The sequence below is a fragment of the Corynebacterium nasorum genome (assembly GCF_022347325.1).
GTDB lineage: Bacteria > Actinomycetota > Actinomycetes > Mycobacteriales > Mycobacteriaceae > Corynebacterium > Corynebacterium kefirresidentii.
Genome location: NZ_JAKRDU010000003.1, coordinates 177,318 through 195,640 on the forward strand (window position 1 = coordinate 177,318; position 18,323 = coordinate 195,640).

The 18,323-nt window shown below is 59.7% G+C and carries 15 protein-coding genes; 8 read left to right on the forward strand and 7 right to left on the reverse strand.

Going from position 1 to position 18,323, the window contains the following annotated elements; translation table 11 throughout:
- Positions 1-161 precede the first annotated feature (161 nt).
- Both MHK05_RS04500 and MHK05_RS04505 read right to left on the reverse strand, forming a co-directional pair.
- Positions 162-1,292 (reverse strand): MalY/PatB family protein, encoded by a 1,131-nt coding sequence (locus MHK05_RS04500; RefSeq protein WP_239205086.1) that lies wholly within the window; start codon positions 1,290-1,292, stop codon positions 162-164.
- A 91-nt stretch (positions 1,293-1,383) separates the two neighbouring features.
- A complete protein-coding gene (locus MHK05_RS04505; RefSeq protein ID WP_239205088.1) occupies positions 1,384-3,273 on the reverse strand; it encodes an ABC transporter ATP-binding protein in 1,890 nt (629 codons plus the stop codon).
- A 181-nt stretch (positions 3,274-3,454) separates the two neighbouring features.
- On the opposite strand from MHK05_RS04505, the gene MHK05_RS04510 reads away from it, so the two are divergent.
- Positions 3,455-4,003, forward strand: a complete 549-nt coding sequence (locus MHK05_RS04510; RefSeq protein ID WP_239205090.1) for a hypothetical protein — start codon at positions 3,455-3,457, stop codon at positions 4,001-4,003.
- Complete coding sequence (gene idi, locus MHK05_RS04515) at positions 4,000-4,536, forward strand: isopentenyl-diphosphate Delta-isomerase (RefSeq protein ID WP_239205092.1); 537 nt, start codon at positions 4,000-4,002, stop codon at positions 4,534-4,536. The genes MHK05_RS04510 and idi overlap by 4 nt, the downstream gene beginning before the upstream one ends.
- Here idi and MHK05_RS04520 read toward each other — a convergent pair whose 3' ends face one another.
- The gene (locus tag MHK05_RS04520; protein WP_239205094.1) at positions 4,537-5,835 is read right to left on the reverse strand and encodes a carboxylesterase family protein; all 1,299 of its coding nucleotides are present in this window, start codon (positions 5,833-5,835) and stop codon (positions 4,537-4,539) included.
- Between the two features lie 38 nt (positions 5,836-5,873).
- Between MHK05_RS04520 and MHK05_RS04525 the strand changes: the two genes are divergently transcribed.
- Complete coding sequence (locus MHK05_RS04525) at positions 5,874-6,089, forward strand: hypothetical protein (RefSeq protein ID WP_049361586.1); 216 nt, start codon at positions 5,874-5,876, stop codon at positions 6,087-6,089.
- Entirely contained in the window at positions 6,082-6,321 is a 240-nt protein-coding gene (locus MHK05_RS04530; protein WP_239205096.1) for a hypothetical protein, read from the forward strand. The genes MHK05_RS04525 and MHK05_RS04530 overlap by 8 nt, the downstream gene beginning before the upstream one ends.
- 50 nt (positions 6,322-6,371) lie before the next feature.
- On the opposite strand, the gene malQ is transcribed toward MHK05_RS04530, so the two are convergent.
- Positions 6,372-8,495, reverse strand: a complete 2,124-nt coding sequence (gene malQ, locus MHK05_RS04535) for a 4-alpha-glucanotransferase (protein WP_239205098.1) — start codon at positions 8,493-8,495, stop codon at positions 6,372-6,374.
- A gap of 94 nt (positions 8,496-8,589) precedes the next feature.
- On the opposite strand from malQ, the gene MHK05_RS04540 reads away from it, so the two are divergent.
- The 3 genes from MHK05_RS04540 to MHK05_RS04550 all read left to right on the forward strand — a co-directional run bounded on the left by MHK05_RS04540 (position 8,590) and on the right by MHK05_RS04550 (position 13,243).
- Entirely contained in the window at positions 8,590-10,422 is a 1,833-nt protein-coding gene (locus MHK05_RS04540; RefSeq protein ID WP_239205100.1) for an AMP-dependent synthetase/ligase, read from the forward strand.
- 251 nt (positions 10,423-10,673) lie between these two features.
- On the forward strand, positions 10,674-11,354 hold the full coding sequence (locus tag MHK05_RS04545; RefSeq protein ID WP_086588326.1) for a hypothetical protein: 681 nt from the start codon (positions 10,674-10,676) through the stop codon (positions 11,352-11,354).
- A gap of 365 nt (positions 11,355-11,719) precedes the next feature.
- Positions 11,720-13,243: a hypothetical protein gene (locus MHK05_RS04550; RefSeq protein ID WP_239205102.1), complete on the forward strand. Its 1,524-nt coding sequence runs from the start codon at positions 11,720-11,722 to the stop codon at positions 13,241-13,243.
- A 241-nt stretch (positions 13,244-13,484) separates the two neighbouring features.
- Here the strand turns inward: MHK05_RS04550 and MHK05_RS04555 are convergent, their stop codons facing one another.
- The 3 genes from MHK05_RS04555 to MHK05_RS04565 form a co-directional block, all read right to left on the reverse strand.
- Positions 13,485-14,357: a hypothetical protein gene (locus MHK05_RS04555; protein ID WP_239205104.1), complete on the reverse strand. Its 873-nt coding sequence runs from the start codon at positions 14,355-14,357 to the stop codon at positions 13,485-13,487.
- Between the two features lie 219 nt (positions 14,358-14,576).
- Entirely contained in the window at positions 14,577-15,635 is a 1,059-nt protein-coding gene (locus tag MHK05_RS04560) for a CNNM domain-containing protein (protein ID WP_239205106.1), read from the reverse strand.
- Positions 15,635-17,029, reverse strand: coding sequence for a hemolysin family protein (locus MHK05_RS04565; RefSeq protein ID WP_239205108.1), 1,395 nt, complete (start codon positions 17,027-17,029; stop codon positions 15,635-15,637). Before MHK05_RS04565 ends, MHK05_RS04560 begins: the two co-directional genes overlap by 1 nt.
- Positions 17,030-17,176: 147 nt before the next feature.
- Here MHK05_RS04565 and hemW point away from each other — a divergent pair, with 147 nt between their 5' ends.
- The gene (hemW, locus tag MHK05_RS04570; RefSeq protein WP_239205110.1) at positions 17,177-18,316 is read left to right on the forward strand and encodes a radical SAM family heme chaperone HemW; all 1,140 of its coding nucleotides are present in this window, start codon (positions 17,177-17,179) and stop codon (positions 18,314-18,316) included.
- Positions 18,317-18,323: the final 7 nt, after the last annotated feature.

Here is an 18,323-nt window from a genome sequence, read left to right on the forward strand (position 1 = left end):
TTTCCCCAATCTGCCGAGGGGTGGTGGCAGGGTGGGGTGCGTCTTCGTGGTCCGAGGTGGCGGGTCACGCCTGTTCGTGTAATGAGACATTACCGCCCACATGGTGAGAAATCAAAGTGTGGGGGTGACGCAGAATACATGGTTGACCCAGCCGGGCCGGCTTAATCGAGTGCGGCGAAGGCACGCTCCATGCGGTCGAGTGCCTCCTCCAAAATCTCGCGCGAGGTAGAGAAATTCAACCGCGCATGTCCCGGACCGCCGGTGCCAAAGGTATCGCCCTCATTGAGCGCGACCTTCGCATTCTCCCGCAGCCATTTGGCCGGCTGTGGATTGCCGCCGATGGCGGTATCAGCAAAGTCCAACCACAGCAGGTAGGTGGCCTCCGGCTTGCTGGTCTTTAAACCAGGGATGCGCTGTGGCAGCTCCTCCACCAACCAATCGCGGGTCTGCCGCAGGTACGCTATTTCTTCATCGAGGAAGTCGCCGCACTCGCGGTAGGCAGTCTCCGCAGCAAGCACACCCAAGGTGCCCGTGCCATCCTTGGCCACCCCAGTAAGGCCATTCCACGTGTGTACATCGGACGTATTGGAGAAAATAATCTGCGCGCACTTTAGCCCGGCAGTATTAAAAGCCTTGGAAGTAGCGGTTACCGTGATGGTGCGCTCGGCAGCCGCCGCGCTCAGCGACGCCACCGGGATATGCCGCCCCTCATAGACCAGCGGGGCATGGATTTCATCGGCCAGGATGCGGGCATCATATCTTTCCGCCAGTTCTACCAAGCCGGTGAGGTAGTCCTCGTCCAAGACACGGCCGAGTGGGTTATAAGGGTTGGCTAGCAAAATAGAGCCAGCGCCCTGCTGGAAGGCGCGCTCAATATCATCGAGCTCTAGGCTGGTCTCGATCTTTTCGCGGCCAGCGGTGCGCGGCAGCTCCAGCAGCGGAGGGTAGGAAGGCACTGGCACGATGACCGGGGAACCTTCGCGGGTAAAGTACTGCACTCCTAGCAAAAGACCCCGCACTACATCCCCAATCCAGAAAATGTGCTCCGGGTTGGGGCGCCAGCCATAGCGTGTGTCATAGAAATTAGCTACAGCCTCGCGCAGTCCTGAGGCCTTGGGTGCTGGGGTATAGCCGAAGGTTTCCCTATCCACCATTTCTTCCAACGCCTTCTTGATGGCGGGCGCGGTGGGGAAGTCGGACTCCGCAATCCACAGTGGCAACACATCTTCTTCGAAGACGGTCCACTTGCGGGTTCCGCGGGCTTGCAATTCTTCTAGGCTAGGAAACTCCATGGCCACAACCATAACGTGAAGCCCGCGGCCACCCCAGCGCATTTATGCGCTTTTATTCAACTGGCTTATCTTCCCTGAACGGTGCAGGCTCCTAGACATCTGCCTCCTCTTCCTCCTCGGATTCGGAGGCGTGGCCGGAGACAAAGCCATATTTTTTCAACCTGCGGCGGTCTGCGGCCGAGGTGGATTGAGTGAGTTTGAGCAGTTCAGCATAGATACCGCCGGACTGCGCCAGCTCGGCCGGCGAGCCCATCTCATCGATGCGGCCGCGGTCCAAGGTGATGATGGTATCGACGTCCGCAATGGTGGACAGCCGGTGGGCAATAATGAGCGTGGTGCGGTCCTTCATCAGCTCATCCAAGCCGGCCTGCACGGCGCGCTCGGACTTGGTATCAAGCGCCGAGGTGGCCTCGTCCAATACCAAAATGGGGGCGTCTTTCAGCATGGCGCGGGCAACGGAGACGCGCTGCTTCTGCCCACCGGAAAGCTTCAGACCGCGCTCACCAATAACGGTGTCATAGCCATCCGGGAAAGCCTGGATAAACTCATGGGCATTGGCGCGCTTGGCGACGTCCACGATTTCTTCCTCCGTGGCACCCGGCTTGCCGTAGGCGATATTTTCGCGAATGGTGCCGGAGAAAAGATAAGACTCCTGGAAGACCACGCCCACCGAGGCGCGCAGGCGCGAAGCAGTGAGATCGTCTACCCGGTGGCCTAGCACATCGAGGTGCCCCTCTGAGGGGTGGTATAGGCCCAAAAGCAGGTTCACCAAGGTCGACTTGCCGCCGCCGGACTCGCCCACGAGCGCTACCTTATGGCCCTCAGCGGCCGCGAAGGAAATATCCTCCACCACGGGTTTTCCCTCCTCATAGGCGAAGGAAACGTGCTCAAAGGAAAACACCGGCGCGCCGGGTGTAGGCTCCAGCGGGCGAACCGGCGTGAGATCCAGCTGCGGGGTATGCGAACCAGTGGTGGCGGCCACCAGTTCGCGCGGGGCGGTGGGCTCGAGCTCTTCTTCCATTACCTTGAAGTAGTCCTTCGAACCGGCTATTGCGCGCTGGGCGGTATCGACAATCCAGCTCATCATAAAGACCGGCTGCTTCGCACTGGAGACCATCTGCAGCAACATGACCATATCGCCCAAGGAAAAATGCCCCTCCAGCGTGCGCCAGAAGATAACGCCGTAGATACCTAGGAAGATAAACGCCATGGCCAGACCGCGGAAGGTATCCATCATGTGCCACCAGCGCGATTGCGGCTTAGTGGTATCCACCACGGTGCGGTAGCGCGTAGCAAAGTGGAAGAGCTCGCGGGTCTCGCTCACAAAGGACTTGGCCACCTTGACCTGGCCTATGACCTCGGCAAAGCGTCCATTAGCCTGGTCAATATTCTCATTTTTAATGGCCTCAAATTTCTGCCAGCGCTTCGAGGTCAGCGCCGTGAGCCACATATATACCGGGAAGAGGAGGGCCAGCAGGATGGCCAGCGGCCAGTAGAACCACGCGGTAATGGCTAATACCGCGAGGGTTTGAATGATCATCGTGAAGAAGTTATTGGCAAAGGACTGCACGAACTGCGTGATATTGGCAATCGAGCGATCCAACCGGGCGATAATCGTGCCGGTGACCTGGTTATCGTAATAGCCCTGCGGGAGGGCGAGCAGCTTGGCAAAGTAGCGGGTAGACAAAATCTCGCGCAGGCGCGAGACCATGACATCGCCGATGTAGCCACCAATATTGCGGAAGAGGGCATTGGCGGCGTCGGCAAGAAAAAGCGCCACAGCCAATAACAGCACTGTGCGCAGTGCATCGCCGGCCGGGGCGTCCGTCTGCAGCGCCTCTACGATCGTATCGGTAGCGTGGCGCGTCAAAAAGGGCGATATCAGTGCTAGGACTGCGGTGACCGTGGCAGCTAGTAGCACGCCCAAGTAATAGGGCCACAGGGCAGAAGCACTGCGAGTAATGCGCAAGATGGAATTCATAAAGCCACACTCAATTCAAAAAGGCGGGTAGTGCGCGATTTTAGGGGAGGGGAGATTTAAGCGACTGCCTAGTATGCCACATGCGGGGTTCACGGGAGTAAATGCCTAAGTTCCGGAAAGATTAGGCTAAGGTACTTGTGCAGAAATACAACAATCTTCGCGTGCAAAGGATCCATCCACGGTGAAAAAATCTCACATACTCGGCGCAGGCGTGGTCAGCGCTCTCGCCGTGACCCTGACCGGATGTAGTGTTCTCCAGCCGGAAGAAACAGGGCTCGGGGACAATATCACCGTCTCCAGCTCCGAAGAAGCCCCGTACGAGGCCAAGGACACCGATGACAAAGAGGTCACTTCTAACCTTGCCGAGCCGGTAAAGGATAAGGGCTTGGGCGTGAGCTGGGAACTGCAGGGAGTGTATTCCGATAACAATTCCGGCGGCTCCGTAGTGACCATCCTGCTGAAGAATGAAAACGACGTTCCCTTGCCGGTCGACGCCTTTGAAGATCCCACCCTCGAGCGCGCCGACGGCAATGGTGGCTGGGCCAAGATTAATTCCTTGCCCTATGACGAGCAGTCTGCCCCGGATGTGGAGCCACCAGGACTCGACCACCCGTTGGGAGCGGGTGCCTCGGTGAATCTGCAATACCGCTACGACGTTACTCCTGGCAACCTGTGGAATGCCCGCCTCCACGTAGGCAACGTGACCTGGGTAGGAGACCTTAATCTATGACGGAACTTGTAGTCTTGGCCTCTGCCGCGGGCGAACCCATCGGCACCGCTCCCAAGGCCGAAGTTCATACCTCCGATACCCCGCTGCACTTTGCCTTCTCCGCCTGGCTAACCTGCGGCGGCAAGGTGCTAGTCACGCGCCGCGCGCTGAGCAAACTCACCTGGCCTGGCGTGTGGACCAATGCCTTTTGCGGCCACCCCGCTCCCGGCGAGGAGAATACGGCTGCGGTACTGCGCCGCGCCTCCTTTGAGCTAGGCATCGCGCCTTCAGATCTATCCGCCCCGCGGCTAATCCTGCCGGATTTTTCTTATCGCGCGGTGGATTCTTCAGGCACGGTAGAAAACGAAATCTGCCCGGTATTTACCGTCGAGCTTGCCCCCGATGCGCAGTGGGAGCCCAATCCCGAGGAAGTAGATTCCTACCAGTGGGTCGAGCCGGCCCGGCTTTTTGCTGCCGCCGATGCCATGCCTGGTGTCTTTAGTCCGTGGATGATTGATGAGCTAGCGGACGAAAAGCTGCGTGCTGCGCTGTAATTACAGCTCCTCGTCGTTATAAAAGGCCGCGGCCACATAGTCCAAGGTGGCATAGGCTAGGCGACGCTCGCCCGTATCGAGGTCAAATTCCAGCACCTGGTGGTCATCGCCATAGCTGGGGAATCCGGGCTCACCCGTGGTGGCAAAATGGCGTAGCCACTCGTTGAGCGCTTCGGCGGGGGCGTTGTTTTCCCCTTCGCTACCATTGCCGCCAAAAAGTGGGCCGAGCTCGGCGCAGTGCACTGCGGGGGCATTAGTGCGGGTAAATTCCATCATCCACGTAGGTCCTGGAGCATACTCGGCTACCTGGGCGGTCCAACGGCGCACTGCGGCATCACCGATGAGCCGGCCCATCGGCCGCTGCGGATCCACATAATGCGCCAGTTGCCGCCACTGCTTGAAGCGCCCCTGCGAAATCCCAAACTTGGGCGAAAGATAGCTGGTAATAAAGCCCGCCAGGGCCATCTTGTCAATGCGCTGGGCTTGGGGCATGTCATAGAACTCATCGCGGGTAGATGTCACCACGATAGGGATATCCGCCAGTTCTTCGGCCCGCAGTGGCGCGGGGCCCAACGCGACATCGAAGCGATATTTCTTGCGGAATTTGGCATACCCTTTGGCCAGCGATTCTGGGTCCATTTTTTCTAGAGCCTGGTGCGTGACCGGCACGCCTAGAGCTTTGCGCAGGTCGGTGACGCGGTGCTCGAAGCGGTCGCGCGGGAATACCGGTGACAGCGCCAGCACGCGGCGGAAGCCGCCCCGGAAGTGATCGCGGCGTGCGAGCCACAAGCTTATTGCCGCCCCAGCGGATTGGCCTACCAAGGTGATATTGGTTTTATCGCCACCAAAGGCCTCGATATTGTGCTGCAGCCATTCCAAAGCTAGGAGGCAGTCATCGATGCCGCGGTAGCGGTCCGCCTCATCGCCGTCAAAGCGTGCGAAACCAGCCAAACCGACCCGATAACCCACGTTGACCTGGATTACACCGTGACGGGCATTCTTTGTCCCCGAAAGCCGCGGATCCTCGTGCGATCCGTGCTCGTAGCGCCCGCCGTGAACATAGACCACCACAGGGCAGTCGTTGGCATCGGCAGGAGTGGTAATGGACAAAGCAATATCTTCTGGGTGCGGCTCGCGGGCATCCTGATCGACGCTGCGATCATATGGCTCGGCAGGAGAGTAGGGGCTGGGGATGTTGCAATAGCGCACCGAATGGAAATAGTGCAGGCCATCTCGGCGTACGCCGGTGATCCGGCCGGAAGCGGTGGCGACGGTAACAGGAATCTGGGCGCTCGACATGTCAGCCAGACTACCGCGAGCAAGTAGGATAAGTAGCCATGGAGTGGTTGACGAGCTTGGGCAGCACGCTATCGCAATTGTTGGTGCAGGCGCCCGTGTGGATTCAAATGGTCATCGTGGTGGCCATCGCCGTGCCGCTCATGGTGGTCGTAGCGTGGTGCCTGATGTGGGTGGTCGACTACATAGCCAACCGAGGCAAACGCATGATTTCCCAGCAACGCAGCCACAGCACTAAAGTAGACCACCATGGCTGAGGAAAATATCGAGCGCGCACGGCAAGAGCGCGCCGAGCTGCGCGCTAACCCCCGCGAGGGACTTTGGGACCCCGAAGCCAAGCGCGCCGGCCAGTCTTCTACCTCGGCGGCCACGCCTGGTCAACAGCCCGGAAAGCGCAAGCGCGCCCTGCCCAAATCCCGCGTCTCGCTCACCTTGTGGACGATGATATCGCTGGTCATCGTCGTCGCACTGATCGGCCTGTGGACCTAAACCTGCTCCACCCCGCACCAGCGCCTAGGCCCAGCGTTAGGCCTTCCGCTTTATGCTTTCCGGCTGGTGGCCTCTAAGCGCTGGAAGAATTCCAGACTAGGAAGATCCTCAATGAGCAGGGGAGCGCCGTTGGTATCACATAGCGGCACGCACCAATTGGGATAAAAATCGTGCGTGGTACCCGGCTGATTTTGTGCCCGCACATCACCCACCATGTCCACCAAGCTGGTGCACGCAAGAGCCGAAGGTGTACCTACGATATAGCGATGCAGCGCTTCGCTTATATCCTCCTCCGCGCCGCGAGAAGCGCGCTCTGCCGGATCTACGAGGTAATCGCGCTGTGGCAAGAGGCCACGGTCCGCCACGGTTGCGAGTACGCGGGCCTGCCACTCGATGTCATCGCGCTGCTCTTCTTCCACCGAGCGGGTAAGCACGCCTAGGTGCGCGCGTAGCGAAATATGATCGCCGCGCAGGTAGGCCAAGGTCGGCGGCAGATCGTGCGTATTGACTGAGGACAGCGCCAGCTGGCGGTATTTCTCCTGCGGCAGCGGGGAGTAGTCATCATCGTCGTGTTCAAACCACACGATGGATGTACCCAGGACCGCCTTCTGGGCGAGTACGTCTTGTACCCACGGCTCTACCGTGCCGAGGTCTTCACCAATGACCACGGCACCAGCGCGTTGCGCTTCCAGAGCCAAGATGCCCACCATGGCCTCAAAATCATAAGAGACATAGGTGCCCGTCAGCGGGCTGGCCATGCGCGGGATCCAGTACAGGCGGAAAAGCCCTAAGATGTGGTCCACGCGCACGCCGCCGGCATGGCGCAGCACGGTGGAAAGCATCTCCCGCCACGGGGCATAGCCGGCGGCGGCCAAGCGCTGCGGGTGCCACGGCGGCTGCGACCAATCCTGGCCTTGCTGGTTATAGTCATCCGGCGGAGCGCCTACCGAGCACTGCGGTGCCAAGTATTCGGTGAGATTTACCGCGTCGGCGCCACCCGGGTGCACGCCCACCGCCAGGTCAGTGACCAGGCCTAGGCGCATGCCGGCATCGAGCGCACGCTGTTGGGCGGCGGCCAGCTGCTCATCGCACAGGAACTGCAGCCAAGAATAAAAACGCGTGAGCTTGTCCGTATCCAAGCCCTCGGCATGGCGCTGGCCCGATTGCGCTGCGGCATCCTGCTGCGCGCACCAGGCAGCGAAATCGCGCAGGCCACGGCCCTCTTCGCGGGCGTAGCGCACGAAGGCCTCTTCGCGCTCCGGAGTGGGCTGGTAATTAAAAAGCTCGCGCAGCACCTGCAGCTTGGCCTCAAAAATGGTGTCGCGCTCAATCTCCTCCGCGCTGCGGTTGCGCTGGCGAAACTCTTCGGCCAGTTCGCGCACATCATCTTGTAAGTCCTCCGGCAACAGCTTGAGCTCCGGGATGGATTCGATGTGCAGGTAGAGCGGGTTGATAAAATGCCGCGTGGTGGGCAGGTAAGGAGAATCCTCAATCGGCGGCAACGGCTCGGCCGCATGCAGCGGGTTGACCAGCAAAAAGTCCGCGTGCGGCGCGAGCGTTTCAGCCAGCTGCCCCAAATCCTGGAAATCACCTATTCCCCAAGAAGACTCCGAGCGCACCGAATAAAGCTGCGCCATCACGCCGCTAATCGGGTGCTCGACAAACTCATCGGCCGTGGTGAGGCGCGCCGGGGTAATAATCAGCGAGCAGGCATGCTTGCCGATGCCCTCTGACTCCAGCACCAGCTCGTGATAGCCCAGCGGCAGATCGCCAGGGATATGGAAGCTGGCCTCGCCCCATAGCGTGCCATCGACGTCTGCGTCTGGGGCGTCGTTGCGATCTTGGTAGACCTCACGGGTGCCGCCTTCTTCCAATTCGATGTGTACGTTGGCGGCAGCGCCGGCGTGTACATGGACAACGAACCCGCGCTCCTGACCCTGGGGTGCGACGACGCAGTGGGGAAGGGGCTGGGAGGAGCGGGTGAGGTAGTCGTCGTAAAGCAGCTGCGTTAGCGCCGCATCGTCCGGATTGTCATCGATGGCCACGCCCAAAGCGCGCAGGGTATAGGTAATAGTGTCTTCAGCAACGTGGACGGGGAAACCAGACTGGGAGGTATAGCTGGTGGCCACGCCGTGGCGCTGAGCGAGTTCTTCAAGCAAGTCGCGGGTAGTCACAGGCCACATTGTGCCACGGGTGCAACGCGCCTGCTGCGAAACAGATTGGTACAGTAGGCGGAGATTAATAATTAGCTGTTCGAAAGGACACCGCGTGACCCTGCAAGAAGTGCATACCCCGGCGCAATTTACTATCGAGCCGGGCGAAACCTGCCTGACCGCCTTGATGGACACCGTGAAGAAGCGTCCGCACGGCGTCATGTTTACCCGCCCAGCAAATTACGAGTGGGTCAATGTAACGGGCAAAGAATTCATCGATGAGGTCTTTGAAGTAGCCCAAGGGCTTATCGCCCTTGGCGTGCAGCAGGGGGACCGCGTCGCTCTCATCTCTGCTACCCGCTATGAGTGGTCCCTTTTGGATTTTGCCATCTGGGCCGCGGGAGCCGCCTCCGTGCCGGTCTACCCATCTTCCTCCGCCTCCCAGGTGCGTTGGATTATTGAGGACTCCGGCGCAGTGCTGGCCATTACAGAAACCCGCGAGCACTCCGAACTGGTAGAAAACCTGGTTTTGCAAGAAGATGGCGAGCCCAACCTTAAGGGCTCTCCTTCGCAGCTGCGCCGCGTATTGGAAATCAACTCCTCTGCCATTGACACCCTCAAGTTCGAGGGCCGCGGCGTGGCCGCGGAGGAGGTCTACGCCCGCATCAAGGCCACTTCCACCGATGACCTGGCCTCCCTGGTTTATACCTCGGGTACCACCGGCCGCCCCAAGGGCTGCATCCTCACCCACCGCAATTGGCTGGCCCAGACCCGCGGCCTGTGCACCAATCCCATTGGTATCTTTGCCGTCCCGGGCAGCCATACCTTGACCTTCCTGCCACTGGCGCACGTCTTTGCCCGCGCGGTATCCATTGCGGTGGCCATGCGCGGTGCCTCCCAGAACCACTGGTCGGACTTTTCCACCATTTCCATCGAGTTCGCCCGCTCCCGCCCGAACGTCATTTTGGGTGTGCCGCGCGTCTTTGAAAAGGTGCGCAATTCTGCCGCTGCTAAGGCCGCCGATTCTGGCATCAAGACCCTGCTCTTTGAGCAGTCCGAAAAGGTCGCCATCGAATACTCCAAGGCTTTGGACAAGCCGGAGGGCCCGGATCGCCTGCTGAAGGCCAAGCACAAGGTCTTTGACAAGCTGGTCTATTCCACCATCCGTAAGGGCGTGGGCGGCAACGTGAACTACTGCATTACCGGCGGCTCCGCCATGGGCCATGACCTGCTGCACTGGTACCGCGGCATTGGTATCCCGGTCTATGAGGGCTACGGCCTCACCGAGGTCGCCGCCGCGGCCGCGGTGGACTTTGTGGACCAGTCCATCGGCACCGTCGGCCCGCCCATGGGTGGCGTGACCTTCCGCATCAATGATGAAGGCGAAATCTGCATCAAGGGCGATATCGTCTTCCACGGTTACTGGAATAACCCGGAGGCAACGGCCGAAGCCCTCGAGGATGGTTGGTACAACACCGGTGACTTGGGCGAGATTGATGAAGACGGCAAGCTCGTTATTACCGGCCGCAAGAAGGATCTGATTGTTACGGCCGGCGGCAAGAATGTTTCGCCCGGCCCAATGGAGGATATCCTGCGCGGGCACCCGCTTATCTCCCAGGCCATGGTGGTAGGCGATGGCAAGCCTTTTGTCGGCGTGCTGCTGACCCTGGATCCGGATATTTTGAAGCGCTGGAAGCTGGACCACAATATTCCGGAAAACCGCTCGATGCGTGAGCTAGCCACCGACCCCACCCTGCGCGCGGAGTTGCAGGACGCCATCAACCAAGTCAATGCCACCGTCTCCCACGCGGAGGGCATCAAGAAGTTCTACATCCTTGAGTCTGACCTTACTGAGGAAGAAAATGAGCTGACCCCCACCATGAAGGTCAAGCGCAACGTGGTAGCGCAGCGTTATGCCGCGGCCATTGAGCATTTGTACAAGCGCTAGTCTGTGCGATGGGTACACCCGAGGACATGTCCTCGGGTGTTTCTTTTTGCCCTGCTTGGCGACGCCCCTTGTGCAGCTCACCCCGCCGCCCTCTGCTCTGGGCGGGCGAACCTGCCATAAACCTGTGAATGGCTTCGGAGTGTCGCGCGCCCGTGGCGGTGGATCTCGCATAGAGTCGTGAAGCGTTACAGCAAACCTCAACCTCTACTAGAGGTTAGAAATGGGACCGTGGAAGGAGTGGCTCGAAGCCAATGCACAAAATCGCCGCCGAGCTGCGCCACCGCGAGCTTACGCAAGAGATTTATAATATCGGCGACGAAGTCGCAGAATATCTCGAGCACCTCATTGAAGCCATCGAGGATTGGGACGAAGAGCTGTGCATGGATTGCCTGGCTGAGCTGGGCGATATCGTCGAAGATGCTCGCGTTGATTCCGGCCGGTGTGTAGGCGAGCTGATGGGCCTGCGCCAAGCATTGGTTTCCGGCGTGCGCTCCGGCACGATTTCCGCCGCTTCTTCCGGTGTGAACGACGTGGAAGAGCCGGAACAACTCACCCCGCGCCTGCTGGATGAGCGATTCCCCATCTCCAAGCCCATTGTGGTGCACGAGCTGGCCCAGTCCCTGCGTTACCGTACCCAGGCCGTGGCGGATTACCTGCGCGAGGTAGTCGAGTACGTGCTTGCGCAAACCGACGCCGTGGCCCGCAACCTCGACATGGTCTCCCTGCCGCACCTGTACAAGCGCACCGGCGAGTCCGCCCTCATCGCGGTGCAAGCGTGGAAGCACACGGTGCTTGATACCCACCCGGCCTATGTGCGCACGATGCGAGGGCATAACCCGCCGCAGTTCTTGGAGGAGCGTGCCCGCGTAGCGGCGGTGGTGGAAAAGGTTCGCGCCAAGCGCGAGGCGGCTCGCCGGGCTACAACTGCATAAATTATTGAGGCTTCCTTGTTTTAGACAAGGGGATGTTCACGGCCACCGAGATTCCCTCTCTCGGTGGCCGTTGAAGTTTCCAGTGGATTTATGCGTGGATTTCCGGAGGGATCTGCCCCAATTCGGGTAGGCATTTAGGAGAATTTTAGGTTAACAGCCGTTTCAGATGGTCCACGTTATGCCTGTTCAGCTGGTTGGTCCTGTGGCCAGCGATGTTGTTGCTAGGTCACCCTTAAAATTTAAGTAGAAAATACTCTTAGTGCGCTGTAAGGTATTTTCCGTCCACGCGAACGCCGTGCCCTAGCATCATCCACACGCGGCGCGCGCAATTAAATTCTTCAACCATATCTACAGGGAGTCAAACCATGGGCGCACGCCGAACTTCTCGCCTCATTGCCAGCGCAGTGGCCGTAGCCACCTTCTCTTCGATTACCGTTGTTCCTACCGCCGTCGCTGCCGAGGACACTACCTTCGTCGAAGAAAAGACCACCGACGATACCGTAAGCCTCAATGGCATCGAATTCGATGAAGAAGGCAATCTGCTCGAGAAAAACAACGCCGGCGATAAGGCGATGAAAGAACTCGACGCGGAAGACGATGCCGCCGATTCCATCACCCCATATGCTGTAGATGGTGCCGAGGAAGCCACCGAGACTCCGGCCCCCGAGAAGCCTGCAAGGCCGACCTCTCTTGATGAGCTCGCACAGACCGAGGCCTCCAATGGCGACGTGAACGTCAAGGTGGTTAAAGACGAAAAGAAGGACCAGCTGGTCTGTGAGGTGACTGATGCCCCTGAAAAGGAAGGCAACCTGCTCGACCTCAAGCTTGCCCTAGCTAAGGCCTTCTACGATGGCGGCGAGAAGATTATCAAGACCGTCTGGGAAATCATCCCGGTAGTCGGTGACCTGGTTCCGGCCGATTTCATCGATAAGATTTCCGGTAAGACCTGGGATGGCATTGCCAAGCTGGTCAAGGAAGGCGAGAAAGACAAGACCGTTACCTGGGACCTTTCCCGTGCCCAGGGCATGGCCATCGGACGTATCGATAATGCCGATGCCGATGTTGATATGAACAACCCGGATGCCGCTAAGAAGACCGTATCCGGCCTGCTCAAGTTCGCAGACGGTACCTTTGGCAAGGGAACCAAGGTTATCTTGAAGCTCTTTAATGCAGCCGTTACCATCGCCGGCTTGGTTCCAGGTGCGAACGTCGCTGGCGACCTGAAGCTGAGCAAGGATCAGCAGAAGAGCATCGAAGACTCCCTGAACAATATCTCCACCGCAGCTTCCGATCTGGCGGCCGTTAATGCTCCGGCCGGCCAGCTGTGCTCCGATATGCTCAACGGCAAGAAGACCAAGGATCAGCCTGCCGAGGTCGATCCTTCCGAGGAACCTTCCTCCGAGGAAACCACTTCTGAGGCACCAGCATCCGAAGAAGCTACCTCTGAAGAGACCACCCCTTCCGAGTCCGCACAAGAAACCTCCACCGAAGAGACCTCTGCTGAGGAAACTTCCGCGGAAGAGCCGACTTCTGAAGAATCCGAAGAGTCCGAGGAGCCTACCACAGAAGAAACCACTCCTGAGGAGTCCACCGAGCCTTCTACCAGCGAGGCTGTCGTTGTTCCCGGCAAGGATGGCCAGGATGGCGTAGATGGCCAGGACGGCCGCGACGGCCGCGATGGCCGCGACGGCCGTGACGGACGCGATGGTCGCGACGGTATCAACGGCAAGGATGGTAAGGACGCAGACCTATCTTCCGTAGCCGGCTTCTCTTTCCTTGCGGCACTCGTAGGCGGCGGCACGGTACTGGGCATCCTGTCTGCCGTTGACTACCTCTACACCCACGGTATGCTGCCGAAGAACAGCGTCCCATGGCGCATCAACCAGTAAGACCATTCTCTTAGGTCTTTAGCTGGAATCGGTAAAGCCTCCACGAGCATGTTCTCGGGGAGGCTCTTTCGATCTGTAGTCATTGTTGCGTCGCATCCCGAGAAATATTCTCGCACCCTCCCTTCGCGCTCACCGGCGCGGCAGATTTCGTCGCGAAAGTGCTGCCGGTGAGCGCGAATGGCAGGGGAGGGAAAGATAGGGGAGAGGAAGTCAGATGTGGCGGCAGGTAGAAACCGCGGACTTAAGCGGAACGGGCGGCCTTCTGCCCAGCGGAGACGGTGGCGGTGAGGTCGGACAGAAAACGGTCGGGGTGGTCGACGAGCTGTCTCGGGGAATAACAAAGGACGGTGAATCCCGCCTTTCGTAGGAGCTGGTGACGCTCGCGTTGGTGGGGCAGCGCCTTCGTCGAGACGATGTCAACGAGGTAGGCGTTGTTGATACACAGAGCGGTCGTGATGCCGGGAAGAGCTTTGAACTGTGCTTTGAAGAAAATAGGCCACGGGAAATCAGCCTCAATGATAAGGGCGCGGGCAAAGGACTCATATGGAGAACGGGAAAGCTCAGAGGCATGGTGGATCACAGCGCGGACGATGCGGCTATTGCGTACTCTTCCCATGCCGGCGAATTCTTGAGTGAGTTCTTCCCGGCTTACCCCGGCGCGTAGCGCCGAGTCCGCAGCGATGAGGCCATCGCGGAAGCCGTGGTAGCGGGCGATATCGATAACCGCCCGGGCTTTGGAAACACAGCGGGTGCCGTCCACGAGGACAGGTTCAGGCAGGGAAGCCTTGCGGTAGATGCGCTCGGGGTGGCGGCGGTCTTTGTGGGGGAGCGTATTGGTGGGAAGTGCCATCTCAATCTGTTCCTCGGCCGTGGCGATGACCCACAGGCCATGTACTCGGGCGGCGGATTTGGAGATGAGTACTGCGGTATAGGCACTGCGAGCGGCGGCAATGGCGCGCAGGCGCAGTTGGGACGGGAAATCGAGGCAATGATAGTGATCGCGCCGGACAGCGATGCGCGGTGCGAGCTTAAGGTAGGTGCCGTTTTTCAGGTCGGTCCAAAAGGTGGGGTGGTTAGCGCGGATGGAATCGATATTGGTCAGTGGTGTTGTCATGCCTTTAAGCAAAGGACACGCTTCTGGCCGGCGCGAGGAAGTAACGGCCGGGCTTGTGGATAACGAGGAGGCTGAGATGGTCAAGTGCTCAAAGTGGCTGCTGGGGTAAGCAGGGGCGAACTTGTCCACAAGGTGGAGAGGCTGCACTTGCGCGAGGGCGGGAAATAGGAAAGCCCGCGCCGGCAAAAAGGGGCGGGCGAGGGCGGGGACGAGCGGGACTTAGACGGCCGGGGGAGGGGTGACCTTGTCTAGCTGCTCGGTAATCTGCGGCCACAGCTGGCCCATGATGTCATCCCAGGTAAGGATCCACACGGCATTGTCCTTATCGGCCTTACCCACCATGACGAGCTGCTCGTTGCGGGCCCGCATATGGTCCAAGGTCTTTTGCACGGTAGTAGAAGAAGACACGGACAGGGCGGGGCGGGAGAACTCGAGGACCGGGGTCTCCGGAGCTGCCAGCAAGGTATCGCGCACGTGGACTACGCGGGGAACGCGGGAGTCCTTAGGAAAGACCAGTACGCGCATGATGTTCTTGCGCACGACGAGGTCCTGGAGATCGTCCACGGTGGCGTCGGAAGGCAGGGGCACTACCTCGGAGCCATGGGCGCGGGCCATGGCGCCAACGGTGGAGTTTTCCAACTCGATGACATCGGAAATCTGGTTGGCGGAGTCATCATCCAATGCGCCGGTTTCGCGGGAATGCTCGACCAAGGTACGCAGGGTCTCGGCATCGTAGCCGGCCGCACCGGCACGATCGACGGGCTCTTCGCCCGCCATGGCCACGAGCTTATTGGCCATGACATTGATCCATTTCAGCAGCGGGCGGAAGATCCACACGAAGCCGCGCGCGGGAACTGCGATGACCTGCAGTGCGGTTTCAGGGTGTGCGATCGCCCAAGACTTCGGCGCCATCTCACCCAGCACTAGGTGAAGGAAGGTGACGACGAAGAGGGCGAGGATAAAGCTAGCGACATCGGCAATGCCCAGTGGTAGTCCCACAGCTTTTAGCGGGGCCATGAGCAGGTGGTGGACCCACGGTTTGGTCACAGCACCCAGCACGAAGGTAGCGGCGGTAATGCCCAGCTGCGCGCCGGCAAGCATGATGGTCAGTTCATTGAGCGAGCGCAGGCCGGCCCGGGCAGTACGGGAATTTTCCGCATACTCTTCCAAACGGTGGCGGCGAGCGCCCATCAAGGAGAACTCGATAATCACAAAGAAGCCGGAAGCGGCGATGATAAGTAGGGTAACGAGGAGGTTAAACCACCAAGATTCGGTCATTATGCATCCTCCTTCTCATCGTCATCATCGGACTGGTCGGGGTAATCCTCCACCAGCTCGATGGCAAGGACGGAGGGCACGTGGCGGTCCACCTCTTGCACGCGCAGGCGGATAGAGCGCACGGGCGCCTCATCGTGGTCCACCCAATCATCGGGCTCGGCCTCGAGCTGAATGGCGTGTTCCTCACCGACCTCTGGCAACGCGCCGGAGTGGGCGATGACGAGGCCAGCGACGGTTTCGAAGTCGCCCTCAGGCAGGTCGTGGCCGATGGCGCGCTCGATTTCATCAATGGGCGTATCGCCATCTACCACCCAGTGGGAATCGTCCTGCTCGGTGATTTCCTCGGTTTCTGCGATATCGTGCTCATCGGTGACATCGCCCAAGATTTCCTCGGCCAAGTCCTCCATGGTCACGATGCCTACGAAGCCGCCGTATTCATCGATGACGCAGGCCATCTTTTGCTCGCTATCGCGCAGTTCTTCCACGACATCTGGTAGCGGCATCAGCTCGGGTACCACGACGGGGTCCTGCATGATGCTGGTGGCCTTGGTGGCGGCGGGAAGGTCGCTTCCCAGCACGTCGATAAGATGCACCACGCCCACCGGGTTATGTTCGTCATCGATGACGGGGTAGCGGGTGTGATCGGACGACATCATCTCGCGAACCTCACCAAGGGTGGTGTCCGGGTCAATGACGTCCACGCGGGAGCGCGGGATCATGGCGTGCTCTACGTCGTGCTCAGGGAAATCCAGCAGGCGGTCGAGCACCATATAAGTATTCTCATCCAGATCGCCGGCCTCATGGGAGGAATCCACGATGGATTCCAAGTCATCGGCGGTGGCGGAGGAGTCTACGTCTTCTACCGGTTCAATGCCAAAAACCTTGAGGATGGCATTGGAAGAGTACTCAAAGAAGTGGATGAGCCAGCCGAATAGCCGCAGGTAAAGCTGCGTGGAGGAGGCCAGCCAGCGCGCCGTCTTCATAGGAGCGGCGATGGTGTAGTTCTTGGGGAAAAGCTCCGCGAAGAGCATGGTTGCAATCGTGGAGATGAAAAGCGCCAGGATGGTGCCCACGGTAATAGACACTGCGCTCGGCACACCAACGCCGCCGAGCAGGACGCCCAGTCCTTGGCCCACGAGCGGCTCGGCCACATAGCCGATGAGCAGGCCGGTAATCGTAATACCAAGCTGCGCGCCGGAGAGCATGAAGGAGGTCTGCTGGGTAATAGCCAGCGCGCGCTGCGCCGTCTTATCCCCCTCAGCAGCCTGGGACCGCAGCTGTGTGCGGTCCACGGACATAAAAGAAAATTCCTGGGCCACGAAGTATGCATTCGCGACGATGATGAGGCCGATGACTACAAATCCGGCCAGGATCATCAAAATAGCCGATAACATGATTTACTCCCCACCGCCTAGAAAGAGGTAGGGACATCGACTGGGAGGTTCCACTGAGGGTGCCTTTCTACTTGGGAAGATGCAAACATACTACATGCTTAACCCCCCTTTCGGCCATTTTGTTCCCGCCCTATTAGGGTTTTATCCATGACTGAACCCTTCGGGCTGTATATCCACGTTCCTTTCTGCGCCACTCGTTGCGGGTATTGCGATTTCAACACCTATACCCCAGGAGAGCTCGGCAGCCCGCGCGATCTCACCGGGCCTTATCTGGATGCCTTGGACCGCGAGCTGGAGTTGGCGGCCGCGCGCGTAGGCCGCCCGGCCGAGACCGTCTTCATTGGCGGCGGCACGCCTTCTTTGCTGGGCGGGCAGGGGCTGACCCGGATCCTCAACACCGTCCGCTCCACCTTCGGCTTGGAACCAGGGGCGGAGGTCACCACCGAATCCAACCCGGAGTCCACCTCTCCCGAGTATTTTGCCCAGCTTGCCGACGCCGGCTATACCCGCATCAGCCTTGGCATGCAGTCCGCTTCCCGCGGCGTTCTCCAAGTCCTAGAACGCGCTCACACCCCCGGCCGCGCCTTCGCCGCCGCTCGCGAGGCCCGCGCCGCTGGCTTCGAGCACGTCAACCTGGACATGATTTATGGCACGCCCACCGAAACGGATGACAATGTACGCGAAACGCTAGACCGCGTATTAGACACCGGTGTGGACCACGTCAGCGCTTACTCGCTCATTGTTGAAGACGGCACCCGCATGGCCCGCAAGGTCAACAAAGGCATCTTGCCCGCCCCTGATGAGGACGTGCTGGCCCGGCGCTATGAGATGATTTCTACCACCCTCGAAGCGGAAGGATTTGAGTGGTACGAGGTGTCCAATTGGTCCAAGCCTGGTGGCGAGTGCGAGCACAACCGCATCTACTGGGTAGATGGCAATTGGTGGGGCGCAGGCCCCGGCGCCCACTCACACCTGGGCAATGAGCGTTTCTTTAACGTCAAGCACCCCTCGCGCTATATCGACGCCCTTGGCCGCGGTGAGCTGCCCATTAAGGAAACCGAAGCGCTCACTGAGGCCGACCGCCACATGGAAAAGATCATGCTCGGCCTGCGCCTGCGCGAGGGCATCCCGGAGACCTGGCTCGATGCCCACGCCGCTCCCGCCCTCGAGCGCTTTATAGGCCGCGGACTGCTCGAGCGTGCCGGCGAACGCGTACGCATCACCAAGCCCGGCCGCTTGCTGGCCGATGGCATCATCACCGATCTCCTCGTCGCCGAAGAATCCTAAACCTCGT

Excerpts from the sequence above, each read along its gene's own strand:
- hemW (WP_239205110.1), top strand. The coding sequence starts at position 17,177 with ATGACTGAACCCTTCGGGCTGTATATCCACGTTCCTTTCTGCGCCACT.
- MHK05_RS04525 (WP_049361586.1), top strand. The coding sequence starts at position 5,874 with ATGGAGTGGTTGACGAGCTTGGGCAGCACGCTATCGCAATTGTTGGTG.
- MHK05_RS04505 (WP_239205088.1), bottom strand. The coding sequence starts at position 3,273 with ATGAATTCCATCTTGCGCATTACTCGCAGTGCTTCTGCCCTGTGGCCC.
- MHK05_RS04555 (WP_239205104.1), bottom strand. The coding sequence starts at position 14,357 with ATGACAACACCACTGACCAATATCGATTCCATCCGCGCTAACCACCCC.
- MHK05_RS04530 (WP_239205096.1), top strand. The coding sequence starts at position 6,082 with ATGGCTGAGGAAAATATCGAGCGCGCACGGCAAGAGCGCGCCGAGCTG.
- idi (WP_239205092.1), top strand. The coding sequence starts at position 4,000 with ATGACGGAACTTGTAGTCTTGGCCTCTGCCGCGGGCGAACCCATCGGC.
- MHK05_RS04550 (WP_239205102.1), top strand. The coding sequence starts at position 11,720 with ATGGGCGCACGCCGAACTTCTCGCCTCATTGCCAGCGCAGTGGCCGTA.
- MHK05_RS04520 (WP_239205094.1), bottom strand. The coding sequence starts at position 5,835 with ATGTCGAGCGCCCAGATTCCTGTTACCGTCGCCACCGCTTCCGGCCGG.
- MHK05_RS04560 (WP_239205106.1), bottom strand. The coding sequence starts at position 15,635 with ATGACCGAATCTTGGTGGTTTAACCTCCTCGTTACCCTACTTATCATC.
- MHK05_RS04565 (WP_239205108.1), bottom strand. The coding sequence starts at position 17,029 with ATGTTATCGGCTATTTTGATGATCCTGGCCGGATTTGTAGTCATCGGC.
- MHK05_RS04545 (WP_086588326.1), top strand. The coding sequence starts at position 10,674 with ATGCACAAAATCGCCGCCGAGCTGCGCCACCGCGAGCTTACGCAAGAG.
- MHK05_RS04500 (WP_239205086.1), bottom strand. The coding sequence starts at position 1,292 with ATGGAGTTTCCTAGCCTAGAAGAATTGCAAGCCCGCGGAACCCGCAAG.